The organism is Micromonospora sp. NPDC005161 (assembly GCF_053599855.1).
Window position 1 is genome coordinate 155,649 of the sequence record NZ_JBSFYQ010000014.1, and the last position, 22,024, is coordinate 177,672.

Below are 22,024 nucleotides of genomic sequence, written 5' to 3' on the forward strand. Positions count from 1 at the left end.
CCCGTACCGGCTTGCCGCCCGCTCAACCTGCTTCTGCGGTTGGTTAGGGCAGCTCCGGCACGCCGCGAAGGAGGGTCAGCGCCGAGCGGTCCGAGCTGAGCTGGGACAGCTCAGCGTTGATGAAGTCGGTGAAGAACTCAGCGGGCGACCCGGGGAACCCGGCCTGCTCACCCGAGTGCCACTGGTGCAGCCACGGCTCGATCTCGACCAGCCCGGCGAGCAGCGGCAGCAGCCGGTGTGCCGGCCACGCCTCCTGCGTCTTCCGGTCAAGGTAGACGGTGGCTAGCGCCTGCGCCTGCTCCAGGTGATCCCACCCAGCCCAACCGAGCAGTTCGCTGCCGTCGTTGTCCCGCCCCGCCTGCGGGTACGAGATAAACCGCTCCTTCGGCACATCGAGCTTGCCGCGCGCCTTCCAGTACGACGGCCGGGCAAAGTCCGCCGACGTGTACTTCGGCGGCACCTCGATGGTGACCGTCTCCCCCGCGTCCTCCCGACGCTGCAACGCCCAGGTCCGCTCCCACTGAGCGCGCTTGCGCAGCCCGGCCGGCTTGTACCGCTGCGCCGGCAGGTACGGCACATGCTCGTCTGCGAGCAACTGCCCCAGCGTGCGGGTCAGGTCGTAGCTGTCGTGCCCGACCCACAGGTCCAGCACCGCCCGGAAGTCCTGATCGCCACTAATTCGGTCGGCGAGCTGCGCCACCGACAAGGGCTTCGGCTGCCCAGCCCACAGCGCCGACGACTCCAACCGGTCGAGCAGCCAGTCCCGCAGCGCGGCCGACTGCATCTTCTCCCACCCGTCGGTGGACCAGCGCCGTTTGCACTCCGGCCGCTCGATCAGCCCGATGTGCCGGTTGGACTCGATGGTGGCGATCCGCCGCTCGACAAGGGACCGGTACTCCGCCGGCCAGTGCGACTGCGGCCGGTCAATCGGCTTGGATCTATGCCGGTTGAACCACTCGGTCTGCGCCCCGCTGGTGTGCAACACGATTTCGAAGGCCCGCTCCCCCAACGCCAGCTCCGGCGGATCGGCGCAGGTCAGATCCTCGTCGATCAGCCCGTAGAGCCGGTAGACCTCCCAGTCCAACTCCTCCTGCAAGGCGATCATTCGCGCCCGCACCGAGTGGTACTCCGCCTCAGCCTCCACGAGCCGCTGCCGGCTCGGCACCCCCGACGCGGCCACCGCCGCCGGGGCCAAGCCGAAGAGCCGCTGCGCCAGCTGATCAATCTCCCGAGCCCGCCCGAACGGGTACGTTGCGGGTAGCGGAAACTCCTGAAGTTTAGTACTGGTGAACTCAAAAAACCGTTCCCAGTCGTCGCTGGTGAAACCGCCGCCCTCACCTCGGATGCCCTTGTCGTGGCTCACCTGCTTCAGCCAAAAGCAGGCGGTCGAGCTGTTCAGCACTCCGAGCAGCCGCAGGTGCTCGTCCTCCGTGGCCCCCTCCGGCAACTTGATCACCGGCGCGTGACGATTGAAAAGCTTTTCGCCTCGATCAAGCACAAAATGGTTGTGGGTAGAAATGTCAGAAAAGACGATCGACAAGGGGGTAGCGACCCGCCGGCGATAGAACTCGCGATATTCATGCCAAGCGAATCCTGAGATGGTCTCGACAGCCACTCCGAATCGCTTGCGTGTAAGAAGTAGTTTCCGGTTGGGCCACATGAAATGATTGAGGCTCGAGGATTCCAGGTCAATGGGCTGCAGATCATCGCCATAAGGCCACGCAGCCACAGTCTCCGGCGAAATAATGAAGTCTCGAACTTCATCTCCCTCGACCATTGACCTAACGGGCACCCCTCCCCGTCGGACAGCCGTCGTCTCACCGTTCAGCAGATAGGCGTCATCTTCGCCTGTAATTACGTAGAAGCCGATCGCGTCCGCGATTTCACGCAAACCACTCGTCGACGCGTTATTGACCATCGTCATCAACCCGACAGCGCCACCACCAGAAAGGCTCCATGGATGAGCCGCAAATTGACCACGAGGCATATCCGTTGCGCTCGCCCATAAAGACTCAGAGCCTGGCCGTTCAATCTGCGCAACGATCGCCCGCCACACAAGCCCCTCACCGGGGTCATCCGGGGCGGACGGTTCGCCGCGGACACCAAGTACAGCACGAACAGCAGGTGAACGGCGGCGTTTGTTGGCGCGGCCGACCAGGATCACTGTCGGTGTTCCGTGGCCAGGGATGTATGCGCCCGAGGTGTCGATGACTTCGGTCAACTCGACGTCGTGCGCGAAATAGCTCTCGATGAGCTTCTTACCAAACTCGCGCTTCATGAAGGCGTTGCCAGTGATCTGGCCGACGTGACCGGCGCCCTCGCCGTGCTCGTCGGACCACTTAGCCAGGTCGAAGAAGCGCTTCGCAAACGGCACGGTAAGCGCGTATTGCCGGTGGCAGACGGTCGGGTAAATGCTGCGGTAGAGCTGGTTGCGGGCCGAGTCGGCGACGGTGATGTAGGGCGGGTTGCCGACCACCACTGTGTACTGATTCTCGGCGAGGTAGTCCTTGAGCAGGTCGGCGTCTTCGCTCTCATACGCGAAGATTTTCTTCTTCGGAGCCTCAGCCTCGTCGTTCTCCTGCGCCTGGCTCTCCAACACCTTGAGTAGGTCACCCTGAGCTCGGGAGTACAACGGGCCCCACGGCAGCAGCGAGTCGCCGGTTGCCACTCGAACCGGGAAGGCAGGTGTGCGTTCCAGCTTGGTCAGCCCACAGACCTTCATGGCGGCGATCAGCAGCCGGAAGCGCGCGATGGCCACCGCGAATCCGTTGATGTCGACCCCGGTCACCTGGCCGAGCGCCCTCTCGGCGAGCACCTTCAGGTCAGTGGCCGGCTCCCGGTCCCGCCACTTAGCCACCAGCCGGTGGAACGCGCCGAGCAGGAAGTGACCGGAGCCGCAAGTCGGGTCGATGACGCTAGTCGCGGCGAGGCCGAACTCCTTGACCGCCGGCTCGAACGTGCGGTCGAGGATGAACTCCTCCACGAACTCCGGGGTCTGCAACAGCGCGTACGTCTTCTTCGCGTGCGTCGACATGTCCTGGTAGAGGTCGCCCAGGAAGCGAGTGTTCAGGTCGTCGCGGCGCAGTGACTCCTGGCCCGCGCCGCGCCGGAAGAAGTCGCTCAACTCCTCGGCTGCCGGGCCGGAGATGTCGAAGCGCCAGAGCGGGTTGTGCTGGTCGAAGATCTTGCCGGTGGCCTTCAGCTCGGCCAGGTAGCTGAACGCCTCTCGCAGCCAGTGCCGGTCGTTGTGCCGCGGGTTGGCGATCAGGTACGCCTGCCGGTGCTGCACGGCCCGCTCGGCCGGCGCGGCCGGGTCAGCGCCGCCGATCCAGAGCTTCTCGACCAGCCCGTTGTCCTCGCAAAACCGGACGAACACGCAGCCGAGCACCCAGGCCACCGCCGCCTGGTCGAGCACATCATCGAGCCAGGTTTCGAAGCTGCCGCCGACCCGCTGGGCGGCCTGTGCCGCCGCGTACTCCTGGCGCAGCTCCGCCCGCAGGCCCGGCGCCTCCGCGACCTGCCGACGCAGATCCTCCACCAGGGTCTTGACCTGCGCTTGCAACGCCTTCAGCTCGATCACCGCTAGATCCTAAGGTCTGTCGCCCCGGCTGCCACTACTCCGAATCGTCATCGGCGGCACCAGCCACCTGACCACCCACATGCACGTCCAGATGATCGGCGAAGGCGCGGAGCCGTTGCTCCAGCAGCTCGGTGCGATCCTCGACGAAAATCTGCCCACCGTTGCCCCCGTCGCAGAGCCGCCGCCACGCCTTGAGCGGGATGCCATGGCTCTCCAGGATCTGCTCGGTCTTCGATTGGCCCACCAGCCGACGGAGCTCCGGGTTGCCGTCAAAGAGACCCGGCCCGACGGGCATGTCGAGCCCCTTGAGCGCCATGAGGACGCTGGTGTTCGGCGTGGTGGGGAAGATCAAGCGGTTGGCTGGGCGAGTGTCTCGCGGCACCACGTGCCGGAAGATCTGGTTGTCCGCCGTCGCGAGCACGTTCGCCACCTCGAAAGGCTGGCCGAGCATGTCGAAGCGCCGGGGAAACTCCAACGCCTCCCAGATCACGTACGCCTTCGTCCGCGCGCTGTTGAGGTTGAACGAATCCGGCATCGGCCGCAAATCGGCTACGTCCAGCGATAGGTCGGCCTCGCCGGTGGCGAAACGCCGCATCTCGGCCAGCGCGCGGCGCAGCATGGTTGAGGTCGCCCCGGCGAACGCGCTCGACCAGGAGGTCACCCAGAACCACCGCCGCAGCCCGTCATACTGCCGGCCGCTCGGCTCCCGGCAGGTGTGGAAGAACATCGCCAGCAGGACCAACTGGTGTGAATACGGCAGGAACCGGAAGTGCGGCATCCCGATTCCGTTACGCAGGAACTCCGCTGCCAGTCGCACCGCTCGGGCGGTGCGTGGCAGGTCGTCGTGCAACCGGTTCTGCACATAGTCGGCGACCAGACTCCAGCGCGGCGACATGATGTCCGACTCGCCGGCGATCGCCAGCAACGAGCGAAAGACAGCGAGCCGAGGCAACTCGCCGAAGCCGGACTCGGCGATCGAGGTGACAATGTCGTCGATCCGGCTCGCCAGCGACGGCTGCTCCTCCCGGTAGGTCAACGCCGAGACCATCTGGTCCGGGTCCATCCGGGTGCCGGTGCGGTTGAGGCGGGCGTAGACGTTGACCGCCTGGTCAAGGCTTGCACCCTGGAGGCGTACGACGGTGAGTTTGTAGCTTTTGATCCGCTGCACGACCGCCTCGGCCTCGCGGGTGAGCGAGTCAAGCTGGTCGATGTCCCGGGTGGCAAGCTCGACCTCGCGGAAGTGCCCGAGGAAGTCCCGGGTGCGCATCACCGCCGCCAACGGCAACAGGTGAGGCAACCAGCGACCCGAGCGATGGTGTCGGTAGCGCTCCGAGCCGTGCCGGTCAGCGCGCAGGTCCCGGTAGACCTGCCAGATCCAGTCCCCGTCGTCCTCAGCCGGGCCACGGCGCGGCGACCGGTTCAGCACGCCGAAGAGAGTGGAGACTCGCTGGTGGCCGTCGAGCAGGTAGGAGATTTGCTGCCCTGCGGGCGGCGACGGGATCGGCAGTCCACCGATCCGCTCCAGCGAAGGGATCGGCAGCTCGGTCTGCCAGAGCAGCAGGCTGCCGATCGGGTAGCCGCGTTCGATGCTGTCGAAGAGCTCGAGCATCTGCGCCGGCCGCCAGACGAAGGGGCGCTGAAACGCCGGCACCCGGATCGTGCCCCGCCCGATGTCCGCCAACAGGTCGGCGACGAGCGCGATGGTCGGGTCGGGCCGGATCTCGGCCTGGTCGGTGCGCATGGAAGTCAGTGTCCTACAGGATCCGACGAATCATGGCTAGCAGCTCCCGCAGGTCCGCCACGGCGACCGGGCCGAGCTCGTCGAAGTCTTCCTCGGTGAGCCGCAGGTCCGGCGGGATCAGCGGCTTGGGCATCGACCCGCCGAAGTGCTTCTTCACGTCGACGTAGTGCCGGGTCTCGTGTGCCATGCGCCGAAGGCTCGCCAGCTTGGCGTCCCGCTCGCCGGCCTCCCGGCCGACGAAGGCTTCCTCCCACACCCGGCACGGCACGTAGTTTTCCAGCTCACGGCAGTGCCACACGTGCACCTCGCTGACCCCGTCCAGGGCGCGGATCTGCAGGGCGTAGGTGTCGTTCTTGGTGCGCTGGCCGGCGCTCCCGCGGTCGCTGTCCATCAGGGCCGCCACTCTGATCAGGACGGAGAATTCGCGGCGCCGCCGCTCGACGAACTGCACCATCCGGTCCTTGCCGCCGGCGTGGCTGAGCCGCAGCCAGTGCGCGCCGAGGGCCTGCACGATGGCGTGCTCGCCAAACGCCTCGGCGACGGCCAGCAGGAAGGACTCCTCGGTGATCTCGTCCTCGACGACCAGCACGGCCGGGCGGCTGAGGTCTTCCACCAGGTCCTTGAGTCGGGCAGCGGTGACCACCGCGCTGGTGTCCTCCGCCGTCGTCGGCTTGAACGCCTCGACCAGAGCGTGCTCCACAAAGGTCTTCACCGCCTTGAACGGCAGCGTCTCCGCGAAGCGCGCCGCGCTCTCCGCGACGGCACGATCGGGGCGCCACCGGTGCCGCCCCGACATGGCCAGATCGAGCAGCTTGGCCACGGTGAGCTGGTCACCCGAGTGGAACACGTCCGCCTTGATGTCAAGATGCATAGCCACTCCGGTTGAGCTGGGCGGAAGCGAGGGCCCGCACCTCGTGGTAGTCCTGCGAGAAGTAGCCCTCCGGCCACTCATCGCCCAGATCACCCAGCTCGTTGACCCCGACCCGGCGAATCACCGACACGCCGTCGGCCTGCTCCACCACGTAAACGGCGAGCATCTCCGCGGGGAATTGCTGCTCGGCGATCCGTCGCCGCAACCGCAGCAGCAGCGTCTCACTGTGGGTTTCGATCAGGAACCGGGTGTCGGTGGCCTGCGCCGTACTCAGATAGAGGTCGGCGAGCTCGGCATGCGCGCCGGGGTGCAGGTGCATCTCCGGTTCCTCGATGATCTGCAGTGCCGGCGATGAGTCGACCCCACGCCGCTCGTCCAGCGCACACTGCACCAGGATCGGCAGGACCTGCGACAGGCCGGTGCCGGCGTCGGCCAGGTTGACCCGGACTCCGCTGCCCTTCCTGGTCAGCACCGTCGACCAGAGCGGACCCGCCTCGATCTCCTCGATGCGCCAACCCGGCACGATCACCGCAAGCCGCTCGTTGACCCGGCCCAGCAGCTCGCCGTCCCCGCGCGCCTGGTCGTGGGCGAGGATGCCGGAGGTGCCCTGCCCCCGCTCGCCGACGGCACGGGGTGTGCCCAGTGGCAGTCGGTGCTGGCGCTCCGGCCGGTCGCGGTAGGCGCTGAGGAAGCGGATCGGCCCCAGCGAAGTCACCGGACCGTCGAACGGCCAGAGCTCGGCGACATCCGCCACCCGTGGCAACAAGCCGTTGAAGACCACCGGTCGAGTGACCGTGCGGGGGTGGACTTTCGAACTGATCTCATAGAGGACGCCGTGCTCGGTCGTCTCGATCGTCGGCAGCAGCTCGAAATCGATAGTGTCACCCTGACTGGCGAGGTGCAGGCTGGACACGTAGGCTCGGCGATCCTCGTCGACATAGCGGATCGTGGCCGCCATCTCGAAAGGGCTCGGCCCGTCCACCGTGAACCCGAGCGAAAACTTTCCGTGCGGGCTCTGCTCGAAGATGAGGTCGGGGAAGCCGTCCACCGGCTGTGGCACCAGCCGGTCCAGGTCGAGTGGGGCGGTGCTGGTGGTGTCGAAGCCCGTTGCGATCACCAGCGGCGCGCGGGTCAGCACGCTTTTGCCGGAGTTGTTCTTACCGAGGACCACCGTCACCGGGGCCAGCTCCACCTCCTGCCGATCCCGGAAGCAGCGGTAGTTCTCCAGCACGATCTTGCTCAGCGGCATTCCTAATTTCTTACCACAGTGCGTGACTATGCTGGTGCCCTCCGAATGGCCATCCTGGACACGTGGACGGTCAGCGTCCCTCGGTGATCGGCTCTCTGGTGTGGGATTGCTGGCGTGGGGTCACCGCGGTCCCGGGTTGCGGCCCGCAGAGCTTCCGCCAGAGGAACCCCAGCGTCAGCGCCCAGAGAAAGGCTCGCTGCTCGTTGTTCGCCGCTGCGCCGTGCCCACCGTCGACGTTCTCGTAGTAGGCCACCTCGTGGCCGTGCTCGCGCAGCCGGGCCGCCATCTTGCGGGCGTGCCCGGGATGCACCCGGTCGTCGCGGGTCGAGGTGATGAGCAGGGCCGGCGGGTACGACTGGCCACTGCGGATGTTGTGGTACGGCGAATAGCCGCGCAGGTACGCCCAGTCCGCCTCTCGATCCGGGTCACCGTACTCGGCCATCCACGATGCGCCGGCGAACAGCCGGTGGTACCGCCGCATGTCCAGCACCGGCACCTGCGCGACGACCGCGCCGAAGAGCGACGGATAGCGGGTCAGCATCACCCCCATCAGCAACCCGCCGTTGCTGCCGCCTTCGATGCCGAGCTGTGCCGGTGTGGTGATGCCGCGCGTCACCAGATCGGCCGCCACCGCCGCGAAGTCCTCGAATGCCCTGGGCCGGTTCTCCCGCAGCGCGGCCCGGTGCCACTCGGGGCCGTACTCCCCGCCACCGCGGATGTTCGCCACCGCATACATGCCGCCCCTGGCCAGCCACCCCCGCCCGATGACACCGCCGTAGTGCGGGGTCATCGGATGCTCATAACCGCCGTAGCCGGTGAGCAGCGTCGGGGTGCTGGGCGCGTCCAGGTCGCCCACGACGAAGTACGGCACCCGCGTGCCGTCTGTCGAGGTGGCGAAGAACTGACGAACGGTCAAGCCCTCCGCGTCGAACATGGCCGGTTCCCGCTTGAGGATCTCGATCGCCCCGCCGATCTGTCCGAACCGCAACGTCGCCGGTTGAAGAAACCCTTCCGAGGCGAGCAGGTAGTCGTCGCTGTGATCCGGGTCGGTCGCCACGATCCGGCTGTGGTCGAACTCGGGCACCCCCGCGAGCGGTTCCCGCTGCCAGCCAGTCCCGCCAGGCGTCAGCACGTCCAGCCGGCTCTTCACGTCGGCGAGGGTGGCCAGGATCAGATGGTTCCGGGTCCAGTAGTGGTAGCTCAGAGCCGTGTGACCGTCCGGCCGGAACAACACCGTCATCTCCCGGTCGCCGGCCAGGAACGCGTCGATCCGAGTCGCCAGCAGGGCGCCAGCCGGATACGTCATCCCTCCAGCCGCCCACGCCGACCGCAACCGGATCAACAACCAATCCCGGTGTACGTCCCAGCGGGCGTCCTCCGGCACCGCGATCCGGGTCAGCTCGCCCGCCCCCGTCAGCAGGTAGTTCTCGCTGCGGTAGAAGTCCAGGAAGCGGCCCACGAAGTCGCGCTCGAACCCAGGCGTCGGGTCGTGCGAGGCGTACACGGCGATGTCGTCCGTTCGCGCCTCGTGGACGGCGGTGGCCTCGGCCAGCGCGGTGCCGCGCCGCCAGCGCTTCACCACGCGGGGGTATCCGGAGGTGGTCAGGGTGCCAGGCCCGAAGTCGGTGGCGACGTAGATGGTGTCGACGTCGATCCAGCAGACTCTGCTCTTCGCCTCGGGAAGCGTGAAGCCGTCCGCGATGAAGGCACGGCGGCCCAGGTCGAACTCGCGCACCACGACCGCGTCCGCGCCACCTCGGGAGAGGCTGATCAGGCAGCGATCGTACCCGGGCCGCAGCACCGTCACGCCACTCCAGATCCAGTTCTCGCCGTCCTCGGCGGCCAACACGTCGACGTCGAGCAGCACATCCCACTCCGGCTCGGGGCGGCGGTACTGGTCGAGCGTCGTCCGCCGCCAGATCCCACGAGGATGCGCCCCGTCCCGCCAGAAGCCGTAGTAGAAGCCGTCCCCGCGCCAGCCCGGATAGGGAATCCGATCCTCGGCGTCGAGCACCTGCCGGATCTCGGCCCGCTGACCGGCGAACGTCTCATCGCCGGTCAGCGCCGCGATTGTCTCCGCGTTGCGGTCCCGCACCCACTCCCCAGCGTCCGCCCCCTCAAGGTCCTCCAACCACAGGTACGGATCATGCACGGCGACTACCCGGCACGCCGGCTGCCTCGATCCAGTCGTCGGCGAGCCACAGCGACTGGCTGGCCGGTGAGGTCAGCGGCAACTGCACCCCGTCCAGCACCGCCGGGTCAGGCCGGCGAGCCGGCACCAGCAGCAGCCGGGCCGCCGGCCGAGGTCGGGTCGGATCGGCCAACTCCTGAAACAGCCCGAGCTGCCCGTACCGGGCCAGCGGCGCCGCCTCGGTGATCAGCACCGGCCCGTCAGCGGCGGTGATCGCTACACTGACCGCCGGGACCACCTGGTGTCGGACCAGGTCCATCAGGCTGCGGAAGTCCGCGTCCAGCGCCGAGCCGTTGTCGGCCGCCATGATCGTCTCCCACGGGAAGCCCAGCGCACGCAGCCGGTCCAGCAGGATCGCCGTGACGTCCACTTCGGTCAGCCGCAGCCGGGCCAACAGCGCCCGCCGGGCCGGCCCGAGCCGGCGCAGCGGCGCCAGCACCGCGAGGAAGGCCCGCCGATCGATGGCGGAGGCGAGCTTGTCCCCCACCTCGTCGGCGGCGGTGAGCCCGAGCAGCGGTGCGTGGGTGGTGGCCATTCGGGTACCGGTCACCGACGCCGTCGTGGTCGCCGGCCCGTACACCCGGTCGTGCGGATGCCAGGTCAGCGGTACCTCGGCCGCTGCGAGCAGGCCGTTCAGCGTGGGCCGCTTCGGCAGCCGCTCGGCGCGGGGGAAGCGGCTCTGCACCCGGTCGCGGATCTGGTCCTCGCTGAGCCGCTGGCCGATCAGGCTGCCCACCGACAACCGCAGCGCCCGCTCCGCCGGCATCCCCACCGGGTACAGCTGCCCCTGCGCGTTGACGTCGACCCGATCGTTGCGGGCCGCCGCCGCGAGCTGCAACAGCCGCAGGTCGGCCACGGCCGGCATCCCGGCCGGCACTGGCAGCCGGCGCAGCTCCTCGACGGCACGTTTCCGGGTCGGCAGCGGATCGGCGGCGGCCAGCTCGGCGGCCCGGCCGCCCAGCTCCACCACGTACCCGAGGAAGTCCGCGGCGGTGACATCGGACGCCGGATCGTCCGGTTCCCGGCCGACCAGGACGGTGCCGGAGGTGCGGAACCGGTGGATGGCCACCCGGGCGTCCCCGCCGGTGCTCAGCTCGGCCTCGACGGCGGCGCGGACCAGCCCGATCGCCTGTGGCAGCCGCTTCGGGGCGGGCGTGTAGGAGCCGCGGGCGGCGATCAGCGCCTGGGCCAGTTCCTCGGCGGACATCACGGCGCCGCGGGCGTCGAGCAGCGCCACGATCTCGTTGCGCACCGCCTCCAGCGCCGGCTCGCCCAGCCAGTTTCTGGCCTGGGCAGCGAGCAGCTTGGAGATCTGCGGCTGGCTCCGGCCGGTGGCCCGGGCCGCCTCACTCTGCGCCGGCCAGCACAGGAACGTGCCGTCGTCGGTGGGCGTCTGCCCGAGCAGCACGGCGAGGGTCCGGTGGTTGCGGGAGGTCGAGGCGGGCAGCAGGGTCGCGCAGAGGGTTTCCACGCCCTGGGCCTGCGGCTGCTCCTCGAGAGCGACCGCTTCGCTGCCGCCGGGCAGCACGGCGCGCAACGCTCGCGCCTGGGCGAGGATCTCCTTGCGGGTGGCGTCCGGCACCCCCTTGGCCCGGGTCAGCGCCGACGGCTCCGCGTCCAGCAGCTCGCCGACGGTGTGCATGCCGAGTCGCTCCAGCGCCGAGCGCGCCCGGGCGGTCAGCTCGGTGACCTCCAACGGCGACTCGCGGGTCAGCCCCACCGCCGGCACCGGGCCGACCGGAGTCACGGCCGGCTGCGGGACCTGCTGGAAGATGGCCCGCCAGGCGTCGGTCATCTCGTCGACCGTGTCGAACCGGGCCGCCGCGTCCCGGGCGAGCGCGCGGCCGAAAAACTCCACCAGCCGGTCGGCGACCGCCGGGTCGAACACCGCCGGGTCGAGGCTCACCTCATCGCTGACGGCAGCCGGGTTGGCGTTGTCGCCCCACCGGGGCAAAATGCCCGTCGCCATCTCGTAGAGGACGACCGCCGCTGCGAACCGCTCCGCCGCCGCGTCGTAGCGCAGCCGGCGCGGCGGCCCGAGGAACGGGTCGAGGTAGCCGACGGTGCCCGCGCCGAGTTGGTCCGCGGGAGCGGAGGAGAGCGAGAAGTCGAAGACGCACAGGTGTGGCTGCTTGTCCTTCGGTCTCGGCCGGGCCGCCAGGTTGGCCGGCTTCAGGTCACGGTGCCAGACACCCTGGCCGTCGAGGTAGTTGACGATGTCGAGCAGGTCCCGCCCGTACCGCTCCAGCAGGTCCAGCGCGAGCCGGCCGCCGCGCAGCTCTTCGGCGAGGGTCCGTTGCCCGGCGCTCTCCATCAGCAGGGCGGTGCGGCCGCCGACGCGCACCGGGCCGTCGACCAGAGCGGCCACCTGGGGGTGCTTCAACTGCGCGAGGGTACGCGCCTCCGCGGTCAGCCGTTCCTCGTGCTGCTCGTCGCGGGCCACCTTTAAAACCAGCTCGCGGGACTCCCCCGCCCGGGTCACCAACAGGGCGACTGCGGTGGCACCGGAACCGAGCCGGTCCTTCACTTCCAGGCCACCGTCGAGCAGGTCACCCCGGTGAGCCGAGAGCGGATCGGCCACCGGTTCCGGCTCCGGAGCGGTCAGTTCATCCCAGACCTTCTCCAGATCCTTGTGGAACCGGGAGACGCTGGGCAGCCGTTGCGCCGGATCGCCACGGGTCGCGTCGTAGACCAGGGTGACCAGGGTGTGCGGCATGCCGTCAACCGCCGCGTCCACGTGCAGCCCGCTGTCCCGGACCGCGCTGACCAACTCCTCCGGCGTGGCGGCCGGCGCCGTCCCGGCGAAGATCCGGTACGCCAGCACCCCGAGGGAGAACACGTCGAGCTGGTGGCCAGGCAGCCGGGCGGCGTTCTCGGCCTCCGGCGCCTGGTAGCGGCGGACCTCGTCGTCGAAGAACAGCTCCAGGCTGGCCGGATCGCTCGACGGGCCGAGCCGGGTGAGCTGGGTGGTGCCCGCCAGTCGCCCGCCGGTCTGCCAGTCGGTCACCACCAGCGTCGGGCGCGGCCCGTCCGGGTCACCGACGTAGACCGCCCGGGGCGACAGCGCGCGGTGGGCCAGCCGGCGGGAGTGCGCATAGTCGATGATCTCGGCGAGATCCTGCACCAGTTGCAGCCGCTGGGCCAGGGTCAGCGAGTCACCTCGACGCAGCAGCCACTGGTCGAGGCGTACCCAGTCCGGCTGGTGGTCGAAGATGACTGCGGGACCCCAGGCGTGCTCGACCAGGTCGTGCGCCCGGGCCACCCCCGGGTGGTGGATGCCCTGCAGCAGGCGGAACTCCCGCTCTGCCGCCTTGCGGATCGCCGGCACCTCGTGCTCGGCAGCCCGACTGGTCAGATAGAACCGCACCCGACGCACCAGCGAGGTATCCAGCGCGTGCCCGGCGAGGAAGTCCTGCCAGCCGAGCCCCTCGGCGAACGGCTTCGGGTGCAGCAGCAGTTGGCCAATTTTCCGGTCCGCCACCGACGGCCGGATCTTGGCCCCGCGGACCAGCTCGACGATCTGCCGCCCGCGCACCTCGTCCACCCGGTGCGCCGGGTTGCGGGGCGGAGTGAGCAGCAGATCCTTGAGGCCGAGCAGCCCGGAGTCGTGCCCCTCCAGGCCGTAGACGTGCTGGCTGCCGATTGCGTCCAGGCTCGCCCGCATCCCTCGCGCGTGCAGGAACACCGCTGCGCCGACGTAGGGGGACTGACCCTCGCGGCCGTTCTGCCGGGCGTAGTAGCGGATCAGGCTGGCCAGCCGCTTCGCCTTCCGGTTGGCCAGGATGTACGGGTTGTCCTCGGGGATGAGCCGGGAGTTGGGTGCCCGGCGCGCCCACTGGGTGCCGTCGCCACGGATCTCGCCCTGCCAGTGCTTCAGCTCCAGCACGTAGAGCCCGCTGGGGGTGAGCACCAGGGCGTCGACCTCGTTGATCGAGCCGTCGGCGCCGACGAACTCGACGTTCGCCCAGACGTGGTAAGGGTCGGAGTCGGGCAGGTAGCTGGCCAGCTCGCGCAGCCCATCCTGTTCCCAGGTGTAGGAGCTGGCGTTGATCTGCTCCCAGCGCGGCGAATCCTCACGCATGCACTGGCTCCCTTGACCCTCGGACGAACTCTGGCACCTTACCTGCTCCCTGAGCAGGTGCTTACGAAGAGCTAGCCCCAACCTCCTCGGCGTGACACAACTCGTCAAGGGAGCAGGCGGGGCTACTGCGTGATCCTCTCTTCGAGCCACGTTAGTTCACGCCGCTGTAGGGCAACATCTGCCAAATCGACGTCTTTCGCATGCGCATCCGGGCGTTCATTCAAAAGCTCAAAGGCAACTTGCAAACGCTTCTTGTCATTGAAGAAGGTCTGGAAATGAGTCCACTCCCGGCCGATAATCGAACCCAATTCTATCCAGTAGAGCTTGCCCATAAGGGCGTCTGGTGCAAGGCCTGCGCACTCTGTCCGGCGCTGACCGGGCAAGGCGGCGAGGACTCCGTCCACCCATGACTTCCCACTCCCACGAAGCGCCATCTTGAGCACTAGCCGCACGAACTCTCGTGTCTTTCGCTCTAGAACGTTTCGCCGACGGCTAATGGTAGCCAACTCCTCGGCCCACTCACCTTCGTCGAGTTCAATACTACGACGGGGGGCAACTGTTACGGTAACAGCCGCAGCTTCAGAGAGCAGCAGCTCAAGGCCGTTGCGCACCACGTCGCTCTCTATCGAAACCGAGTTTCCCTTCTTTCGAACCAAGCCGTAACGCAGAAGAGGTGTTGCCTCACGGAGCAAAGCAGAAGAACTCTCATAACAACTAACCAGCATGTCAAACATGGGCCGATCCACACGCTTCAGGTTTTGCAGGGCCACTCGAGCAATCTCTGCACCCTCCGTTTCCGCAAACTCCACACAAAGTGGAACAACGAGATCAAGGCCGGCAGAAACTGGCCGACCGTCGACTTCAATGTGTCGGTGGATATAAGACCCGGCCATCCTCATCCAATAAGGCAGGTAGCCGCAGACGGCGGCCACATGCTCGCGCGATTCTTTCGTGAAGTTTATTCCGCAGCGCTTTCCTAGAGCTGCCAACATTGAGTCCGCAGCCCCGATCTCAAATGGACTGAGATAGCTCTCGGGAACAAAGTGGAGGACAGGATTTTCGACACCGTCGATCTCTGCCGACCGAAAAGCGCGACTACTCGCGCCGCTAACGAGGATGCTGAGGCTAAACCCGTGCCGCTTGGACTCCTGGACTATCGCTCTGAACTCTCGCCAGAACTCATTGAAATCGCTCTTCCAGTGGGGGCTCGTTGGGGACTCAGGGGTAATGTAGTCCACTTCATCGAGCACGATCAGCAGCGGCGGGGCGTCCTTTTGCGCCCATAGGCCATCGAAAGTAATGCCTGGCGCACCAACATCGACCTTTGAGAAGGTCTGGCTAATGTGAGCATAGCCGCGCTGCATGGCCAGACGCGCAAGTCGCGCAAGAGCCTTGAGCGCTTCTGGAGCTCTTAACTCGTTGAACGACCGAATAGAGCAGTCAACCATGGCAACGCGAGGCGAGCCAGCATCGTCGGCCAGATTGATAATCCGATTGATCATCGAAGTCTTTCCGACCTTGCGCAGCCCGAAGACCGCCTCAATCCGTCCCGCTTGAAGATGCCGCAAGGTCGAAATTGCCTGCTCCCGGCGCCCAAAGAAGTCATTGTCATCGCTTACGGGGCCGGTTACCTGGAAGCTATCGGTTGCGAACAGCTCCTTTGCAAGCCGCTGTCGGACGACGGTCGCCGGCGGCACTGCTCCGGCCTTAGGACGATAGATAGGAAGTATGGTCAGGCTCGCTTCGCGCCCCCATACCCGCAGGTGCTCGTCGCCATCCGGGTCCGCATGCATGACTATCGCAAGGTTTGGCTGCAATCGCGGCTGCTCGGCGGCGATCTGCTCTTGACATACCTTAACGGTGCGAGCTTGGAGAGCGCTAAACGGCGCGATCAGAACCATGACCTCGCGGTCAATTACAAGAGATCCCCGGAGCGTCTTTGTTGGCATCGCATATAGTCTTATGTATCCGGCATTGAATGCCCTGAAGCGTTTATAACTCGTAATCTCAAATAGGCCATCCAGCGCTGAGGCGACCTCGGTTGCGGTTGCATCGCTTCCGACAATCCCCCGGATTTCTTGCTTGACGTTTGCTAGCTTTGCGCCGTTAGCCATCCCCGCAGTCCCATCTGTAGGCTGGGCAGTTAGGCTACAGCGATCAATGCCGGGCTGCCTACCGCCGTACGTCGCGACGTTGGCTCTTTCTGGTCGACCTGCTTGCGGCTCGCAGTGCCCACACGACTGACCCCAAGCCGCGGGTTACATTGCCAGGGATCGACACGACGAGCCCGCCTAGGTGTCGGTTGAACTGGCGGGGGATAGCGCAAAACGCCAGTCGCCGTTACCTTCCCAGCGTGACTGATCTTGAGCGGGGCATCTACGAACAACTGATCACCCTGCAGGTTGCCCAGCGACTCGAGCACCTTGACCCCGCCCTGGTTCAGCACGACAGGCTCGACCCGGTCGACGCCCACGAAGTACTTGCCCGGCACATCGCGACCCTCGCGCGCCGTGCGCTGCTCGCCGTGGGCGGTGGCGACGACAAGCTCACTCGCCAGGTTGAGCTGGCCAACCGCATCGCCAAGAGCATTGCCCAGGCCGAGCCGCGGGCCGTCGGCCCCGACGACCAGGTCGCCGACGCGCAGCGCCTGCTGCATGCCATCGCCGCCCCGCCGGCTCCGCCCGCCGCACCCACCTTCCCGGTGCGCCCTACCACCCCGCTCTCCACCGGCGCGCTGCTGGTCAACGGCCGCCACCAGCCGCGCATCGGCCACGAGGTCACCCACGAGATGGCCTCCGCAGAGCACGTCGACCTGCTCTGCGCCTTCATCAAGTGGCACGGCCTGCGCATCGTCGAGCCCGCCATCTGCGACCTGATCCGACGCGGCGGCCGACTCCGTGTCATCACCACGACCTACATGGGCGCGACCGACCAACGAGCCCTCGACCGACTCGCCGAGCTGGGCGCCGATATCAAGGTCTCCTACGAGACCCGGACGACCCGGCTGCACGCCAAGGCGTGGCTGTTCCGTCGAACCAACGGCACCACCACCGCGTACGTGGGCTCCTCAAATCTCTCGAAGTCGGCGCTGGTCGACGGGGTGGAGTGGAACGTCCGGATCTCGAACATCGAGCAGCCGCACGTCATCGACACCTTCACCGCGACGTTCGAGGACTACTGGAACGACCCGGCGTTCGAGGAGTACGACGCCGCCAAGGACGCTGAGCGGCTCCGGCAGGCGCTCAGCGGTGAGCGCGCTGACGACGTGCCGACGCAGATCGCGAACCTGGATGTGCGGCCGTACCCGTATCAGGCGGAGATCCTGGACGACCTGGATGCGGAGCGGCAGGTGCACGGCCGGCACCGCAACCTGGTCGTGATGGCGACGGGCACCGGCAAGACGGTGGTGGCAGCGCTGGATTACCGGCGGCTACATCGGGCAGGCCAAGTCGACTCGCTGCTCTTCGTCGCGCACCAGGAGCAGATCCTCAAGCAGAGCATGTCGACGTTCCGCCAGGTCATGGGTGACGGCAGCTTCGGCGAGATGCTGGTCGGGGGCAAGGAGCCGACCCACTGGACGCACGTCTTCGCCTCGATCCAGTCGCTGCACCGCCGGGAGATCAACCCCGACGCGTACGACATGGTGATCGTTGACGAGTTCCACCACGCGGAAGCCCCGACGTACGCCCGGTTGTTGGAGCGGCTGCGGCCGCGCGTACTGCTGGGACTGACGGCGACCCCCGACCGGGCCGACGGCGGTGATGTGCGTCGGTGGTTCGACGGCCACGCGGCGGTGGAGCTGCACCTGTGGGACGCGCTGGAGCGGCAGTTGCTGGCGCCGTTTCAGTACTTCGGAGTGCACGACGACGTAGATCTGTCGCACCTGCGGTGGAAGCGCGGGCAAGGGTACGACCCGGCGGAGCTGGACGGCCTCTACACCGGCAACCACGCGCGGGCACGAATGGTGCTGAAGGCGGTACAGGACACGGCCGACGTGGGTCGGATGCGGGCGCTCGGGTTCTGCGTAAGCATCGGGCACGCCGAGTTCATGGCGGACTGGTTTACCCGGCACGGCGTACCGTCGGCGGCGGTGACCTCGCGGGCGGACCGCACGACGCGGGACGGCCTGCAGCGGGAGTTCAAGGCCGGCAAACTCCGCGTGCTGTTCACCGTCGACCTGTTCAACGAGGGTGTCGACCTGCCGATGGTCGACACGATCCTGATGCTGCGGCCCACCGAAAGCGCGACGATCTTCCTTCAGCAGCTCGGCCGTGGGCTGCGGCTCGACGACGACAAACCCTGTCTGACGGTGCTCGACTTCATCGGCGGCCAGCACGCCAACTTCCGCTTCGACCTACGGTGGCGGGCACTGACCGGGGTCAGCCGTCGGGCCGTCGAGGCGGCCGTCCGGGACGGCTTCCCGTCGCTGCCGAGCGGCTGCCACGTCGAGCTGGACCGAGTGGCGAAAGAGGTCGTGCTCGCCAACCTGAAGTCGGCCCTGCCGACCTCGAAGAACGGCCTGGTGGCGGAGCTGCGGCAGCTCGGTGACGTGAGCCTGGCCGAGTTCCTGCGGGAGACTGGCCTGGAAGTCGAGGACGTCTACCGGTCGGCGAGCATCGGCGGGTGGGCCGGGCTGCGGCGGCTCGCCGGCATCGAGACCTCGACCGCCGGGCCGGACGACCGCGAGCTCGGCCGGGCTATCGGGCGAATGTTGCACACCGACGACGTGGACCGGCTGTCCCTGCTGGCGCGGGTGGCGGGCGGCGAGCACCCTGGCCGCGGACGGCTGCTGGACATGCTGCACTTCAGTCTCTGGGGGCCGTCGGTGTCGCTGACCGAGCGCGATGCCCGGCTGAAGCGGCTCTGGGGGGAGCCGGCGCGCTGCGCGGAGCTACGCCAGGTCGCCGAGGTACTGCGGGACCGAATCCACCGGGTGACGGTCACGCCGCAGCCGGGCCGGGTACCGCTGCGGGTGCACGCCCGCTACAGCCGCAACGAGGCGTGCGCGGCCTTCGGAATGGCGAACCCGGGGTCGCTGCGCGAGGGAGTGAAGTGGCTTGAGTCTGAGCAGGCGGACCTCTTCTTCGTCACCCTGGTCAAGTCCGAGGAGCACTACTCCCCCACCACGATGTACACCGACCGGGCCATCACCGACAGCCTGTTCCAGTGGGAGTCGCAGAGCACCACGTCGTCGGCGTCGGGGACCGGGCAGCGCTACATCCAGCACGCCGAGCGCGGGTCGACGGTGCACCTGTTCGTCCGGGAGACCAAGCTCGCCGACCGCGACCTGGGCGCGCCGCCGTACCTGTACGCCGGGCCGATGACGTACCAAGAGCACAGCGACGATCGACCCATGCGCATCATCTGGCGGCTGCAGCATCGGCTCACCGCCGACATGTACGCCGCCGCTCGGGCCATCGCCGCCTGAGATCGACCGACTGGCCTCTCCGCCACGCCGGGCATAGCCGCTTGCGCCCGACTGAAACGCTTCCGTCAGCACCCTTCGGGAAAGCAGGGCAGGACCGTGGAGCTTCGCAGGAGCCGATCCATCCTGGTCGGTGGCATCGTGTTGCTGGCGTTCGGCATCTTCATGCTGCTGTGCGGCCGGACTGACAGTGCCTTCCGTGCGATCGGGACACTGATCATCGGCGTGTTGAGCCTGTTGATGGGCGGAGTACTCGCCTTCTACGGGCTCCGGCCGTTCAGGTTCCACATCGGGACCGCGGGGCTGACCGTACGGCTGCCCGGAATCGGCCGGCTGGTGCCGTGGGCCGAGCTCGACATGATCGTCCTCGATCAGCCGCTGCCGGTTCTCACCGGCAGGAAGACGCCCTCCCCGGTGTTGTTGCTGGTGCCGGCAAGGCGGGTCCACTCTCGATCGTCCGCTGACCCAACGAAGCCCCGTGGACGACCGTCCCTGCCTGGTCCTGCTCGAACTGCAGGACGTCCGAGAAGCGCCGGACGAGGTGGCGGCCGCCCTCGCCCGCTTCGGCGGTAGCCGCTTCACCGATTTTCGGCAGCTGATTCGGCAGCATTTCGACTCGCCGGACTTCACGATGGTGCTGCGCGGATACGACCCGGCCAGCGTGAATCACCTCATCAGGCAGGGCCAGGAGGCGCTCATCTCGGACGTGATGCTGAAGCGCTTCGGGGCGAAGGCAGAGATTGAACGGGCTCGCGAAACCCTTCCGGCCGCCATGCACGGGTACGACCACGCGCAGGTCGACGCGTTCCTAGACGACCTCTCCGACGCACTGGCGCGGTGGGATGACGACAAGCGGGATGCCGGATAGCGTTCCCGCCGATCAGGTGGACCTGCACGACCCGAAGCGCGACGTCGTGTGCCGCCCATGGGATCTGTCACCGCAGGGTGGCTGGTGTGAGTGCAGGGGCTGTCGCCGGTTCTGTCGCCGGAGGCCGACCCTGACAGGTCCGTGAGAGCTGTTGAGGTACGCCGGGCGCTGCCCTGGCTACCTACGGCCCGCGCCCCTGTCCCGCCCTCGGGGCCATACGACGCGCGGCGTTCGCTGCCCACGAGGTGGCGAGTGTGGGCGCGCGGGGCGGCGTATGGGCCACGCACACCGCGCGACGCGTCCGTCTGCCCCGCCGCCCCATCAGGCCGCCCGCCCGCTCGGGCCGGGCGCGGCGAGGTTGGGAAACTCGGCGTCGTGGTCGGTGTCGGTGTAGGGCAGGTCAATGAGGCGGTGCCGGCCGGCGCCGAAGCCGGATAGCTGCCACACCTGCTCGGCGGGGCTGGCGCCGGTGGCGGCGCGCAGTTCGGCGGTGGTGGTGGCGATGATCGCCTGCGGACCGACCTCGGCGAGGCGGTGGTGCAGGTTCGCCTCCCGCCGGGCGGAGGGTAGATGGAACAGGACTGGCCACGCCCAGTTGCTGAGGCAGACCAGCCGTTCGTACTTGGCGATTTTCTCGGTGAGGATGTCGAGGCGTTCACGGCCGGTGTCGTACTCGAGAAAGAACGGCACGGACCGTCCGTGCTCGGTCCACACCCCGGCGCCGTCGGGGCGGGGCAGTCCGGTCGGTCCGTGGACCATCATCTGCGGGTTGCCGCCTCGGCGGTAGAACACGCCGGGCTCGTGGAAGGCGGACGCGGGCTGCCACCGGTCCAGGGCCCTGTCGGGGTGGGTGCGGGCGTGGGCGGCGAGGTCGATGAAGAACTGGTTGCCGCCGAGCAGGTGCGGCAGGTCCGGCCGGGCGGTCAGGGACTGCTTTCGGCGGCGGGCCTGGTCCCGGCGTGGTCGTGCGAGTCCGCGTTGGGCGTGGACGTGGTCGTAGCCGAGCTGGTCCAGGACGTAGTGGTACGGGTAGGAGCCGCCGTAGGCCCGGTTGGGTCGGAACCGGTCTGTCGCACGCAGGACGGTGAGGCGACGTAGCCGGCGTTGGGCGAAGTCCAGGGACGGGAACAGTGCGGCGCCGATCTGATCGGTGGTGAGCACGCCGTGGTCGTAGAGCCAGCCGAGGAGGCGGTCGTCGCGGGCGGTGATGCTGGCCTGTAGACGCAGCAGCGGGTCCGCAGCCGGTAGCGGTTTACGCATGGGCGGCCCCTGGGGGGACACCCCACACATGAGGGTGTGTCTGGAGCCGGCCCGCACTCCTGAAAGGGGGCCTGACCTGGGCTGTAGGCGGGATCGGCGGGTCGGTTTGGGGGTCAGGATCAAGGCGGACGGTGCAACGGAGACCGACACCGACGTCGACACGGCCGGCCACACCGGTTCCGCCTTGACAGTGGTTTGACAGCGAATGCGCCGCAGGTCGGTGACGACTCTGGTGGCGCGGGTGAGGGTCGCTGAGCTGGGTCATCATGCTTGTTGCTCCTTCGAGGATCCGAACAGGGGGATGGAGCGCAAGGTGCGCACTGCTCGCCTTGCCGTGACGGGCGGGCCGGTGTTCGCTCTGCCAGGTCGGGTCAGGTTTTGTCAGGAGACGGGCTTCCTGACAGACCCGTGTGCTGGTCTCACGGCGACGGCTATGGCTGACAGAGGTCGCAGATTGTGGTTCTGTCACGCGGCCTCCCGGTGTGACAGGTCCGGCGCGGGTGGGGTGCTCTCGCCGCGCAGGACGCGCACGAGTGCTGAGGCCGTGGCGTTGGACAGTTGGTGCCCGTCCGCGCGCAGCTGTCCGGCGAGGGCCTTGCGGGACAGGGGTGTTCCGTGGGCGTCGAGGGTGCGGGCGGCGGTCCGGGCGGCCGGGACCAGCGCGGTGATCCCCGGGCCTCGGTCCCGGACCGGCGTGTCCTCGGCCCGTCGGTCCGGGACCGCCGGGTCCCGCCGCCCCCCCGCACTGGCCGCCCCGC

General features: G+C 67.9%; 10 protein-coding genes and 1 pseudogene. 2 read left to right on the forward strand and 9 right to left on the reverse strand.

Annotated features, from left to right (window positions below; genetic code table 11):
* Positions 1-43: 43 nt before the first annotated feature.
* The 7 genes from pglX to ACWD5O_RS16465 all read right to left on the reverse strand — a co-directional run bounded on the left by pglX (position 44) and on the right by ACWD5O_RS16465 (position 15,827).
* Complete coding sequence (pglX, locus tag ACWD5O_RS16435) at positions 44-3,580, reverse strand: BREX-2 system adenine-specific DNA-methyltransferase PglX (RefSeq protein ID WP_450085819.1); 3,537 nt, start codon at positions 3,578-3,580, stop codon at positions 44-46.
* A gap of 34 nt (positions 3,581-3,614) precedes the next feature.
* Positions 3,615-5,321 carry a DUF262 domain-containing protein gene (locus ACWD5O_RS16440; RefSeq protein ID WP_450085820.1) on the reverse strand — a complete coding sequence of 569 codons (1,707 nt, stop codon included), beginning with the start codon at positions 5,319-5,321 and terminating at the stop codon, positions 3,615-3,617.
* 13 nt (positions 5,322-5,334) lie between these two features.
* The gene (locus ACWD5O_RS16445; RefSeq protein WP_450085821.1) at positions 5,335-6,192 is read right to left on the reverse strand and encodes a hypothetical protein; all 858 of its coding nucleotides are present in this window, start codon (positions 6,190-6,192) and stop codon (positions 5,335-5,337) included.
* Positions 6,182-7,441 (reverse strand): AAA family ATPase, encoded by a 1,260-nt coding sequence (locus ACWD5O_RS16450; RefSeq protein ID WP_450085822.1) that lies wholly within the window; start codon positions 7,439-7,441, stop codon positions 6,182-6,184. Before ACWD5O_RS16450 ends, ACWD5O_RS16445 begins: the two co-directional genes overlap by 11 nt.
* 70 nt (positions 7,442-7,511) lie before the next feature.
* Complete coding sequence (locus tag ACWD5O_RS16455; protein WP_450085823.1) at positions 7,512-9,593, reverse strand: prolyl oligopeptidase family serine peptidase; 2,082 nt, start codon at positions 9,591-9,593, stop codon at positions 7,512-7,514.
* Positions 9,586-13,713 (reverse strand): BREX system serine/threonine kinase PglW, encoded by a 4,128-nt coding sequence (pglW, locus tag ACWD5O_RS16460; RefSeq protein WP_450085824.1) that lies wholly within the window; start codon positions 13,711-13,713, stop codon positions 9,586-9,588. The genes ACWD5O_RS16455 and pglW overlap by 8 nt, the downstream gene beginning before the upstream one ends.
* Positions 13,714-13,835: 122 nt before the next feature.
* Positions 13,836-15,827 (reverse strand): hypothetical protein, encoded by a 1,992-nt coding sequence (locus tag ACWD5O_RS16465; protein WP_450085825.1) that lies wholly within the window; start codon positions 15,825-15,827, stop codon positions 13,836-13,838.
* Between the two features lie 239 nt (positions 15,828-16,066).
* On the opposite strand from ACWD5O_RS16465, the gene ACWD5O_RS16470 reads away from it, so the two are divergent.
* Entirely contained in the window at positions 16,067-19,141 is a 3,075-nt protein-coding gene (locus ACWD5O_RS16470; RefSeq protein ID WP_450085826.1) for a DUF3427 domain-containing protein, read from the forward strand.
* Positions 19,142-19,616: 475 nt separating this feature from the next.
* Positions 19,617-20,006, forward strand: a complete 390-nt coding sequence (locus ACWD5O_RS16475; RefSeq protein ID WP_450085827.1) for a DivIVA domain-containing protein — start codon at positions 19,617-19,619, stop codon at positions 20,004-20,006.
* Positions 20,007-20,327: 321 nt separating this feature from the next.
* Here ACWD5O_RS16475 and ACWD5O_RS16480 read toward each other — a convergent pair whose 3' ends face one another.
* Together ACWD5O_RS16480 and ACWD5O_RS16485 are read right to left on the reverse strand one after the other, a co-directional pair.
* Positions 20,328-21,266 carry a replication-relaxation family protein gene (locus ACWD5O_RS16480; protein ID WP_450085828.1) on the reverse strand — a complete coding sequence of 313 codons (939 nt, stop codon included), beginning with the start codon at positions 21,264-21,266 and terminating at the stop codon, positions 20,328-20,330.
* A gap of 465 nt (positions 21,267-21,731) precedes the next feature.
* A pseudogene (locus tag ACWD5O_RS16485) lies at positions 21,732-22,024 on the reverse strand (DUF2637 domain-containing protein); the annotation flags it as partial.

What these genes read in the sequence shown, in the direction of transcription:
- pglW (WP_450085824.1), bottom strand. Translation starts at nt 13,713, where the DNA reads ATGCGTGAGGATTCGCCGCGCTGGGAGCAGATCAACGCCAGCTCCTAC.
- ACWD5O_RS16480 (WP_450085828.1), bottom strand. Translation starts at nt 21,266, where the DNA reads ATGCGTAAACCGCTACCGGCTGCGGACCCGCTGCTGCGTCTACAGGCC.
- ACWD5O_RS16450 (WP_450085822.1), bottom strand. Translation starts at nt 7,441, where the DNA reads ATGCCGCTGAGCAAGATCGTGCTGGAGAACTACCGCTGCTTCCGGGAT.
- ACWD5O_RS16445 (WP_450085821.1), bottom strand. Translation starts at nt 6,192, where the DNA reads ATGCATCTTGACATCAAGGCGGACGTGTTCCACTCGGGTGACCAGCTC.
- ACWD5O_RS16440 (WP_450085820.1), bottom strand. Translation starts at nt 5,321, where the DNA reads ATGCGCACCGACCAGGCCGAGATCCGGCCCGACCCGACCATCGCGCTC.
- ACWD5O_RS16465 (WP_450085825.1), bottom strand. Translation starts at nt 15,827, where the DNA reads ATGGCTAACGGCGCAAAGCTAGCAAACGTCAAGCAAGAAATCCGGGGG.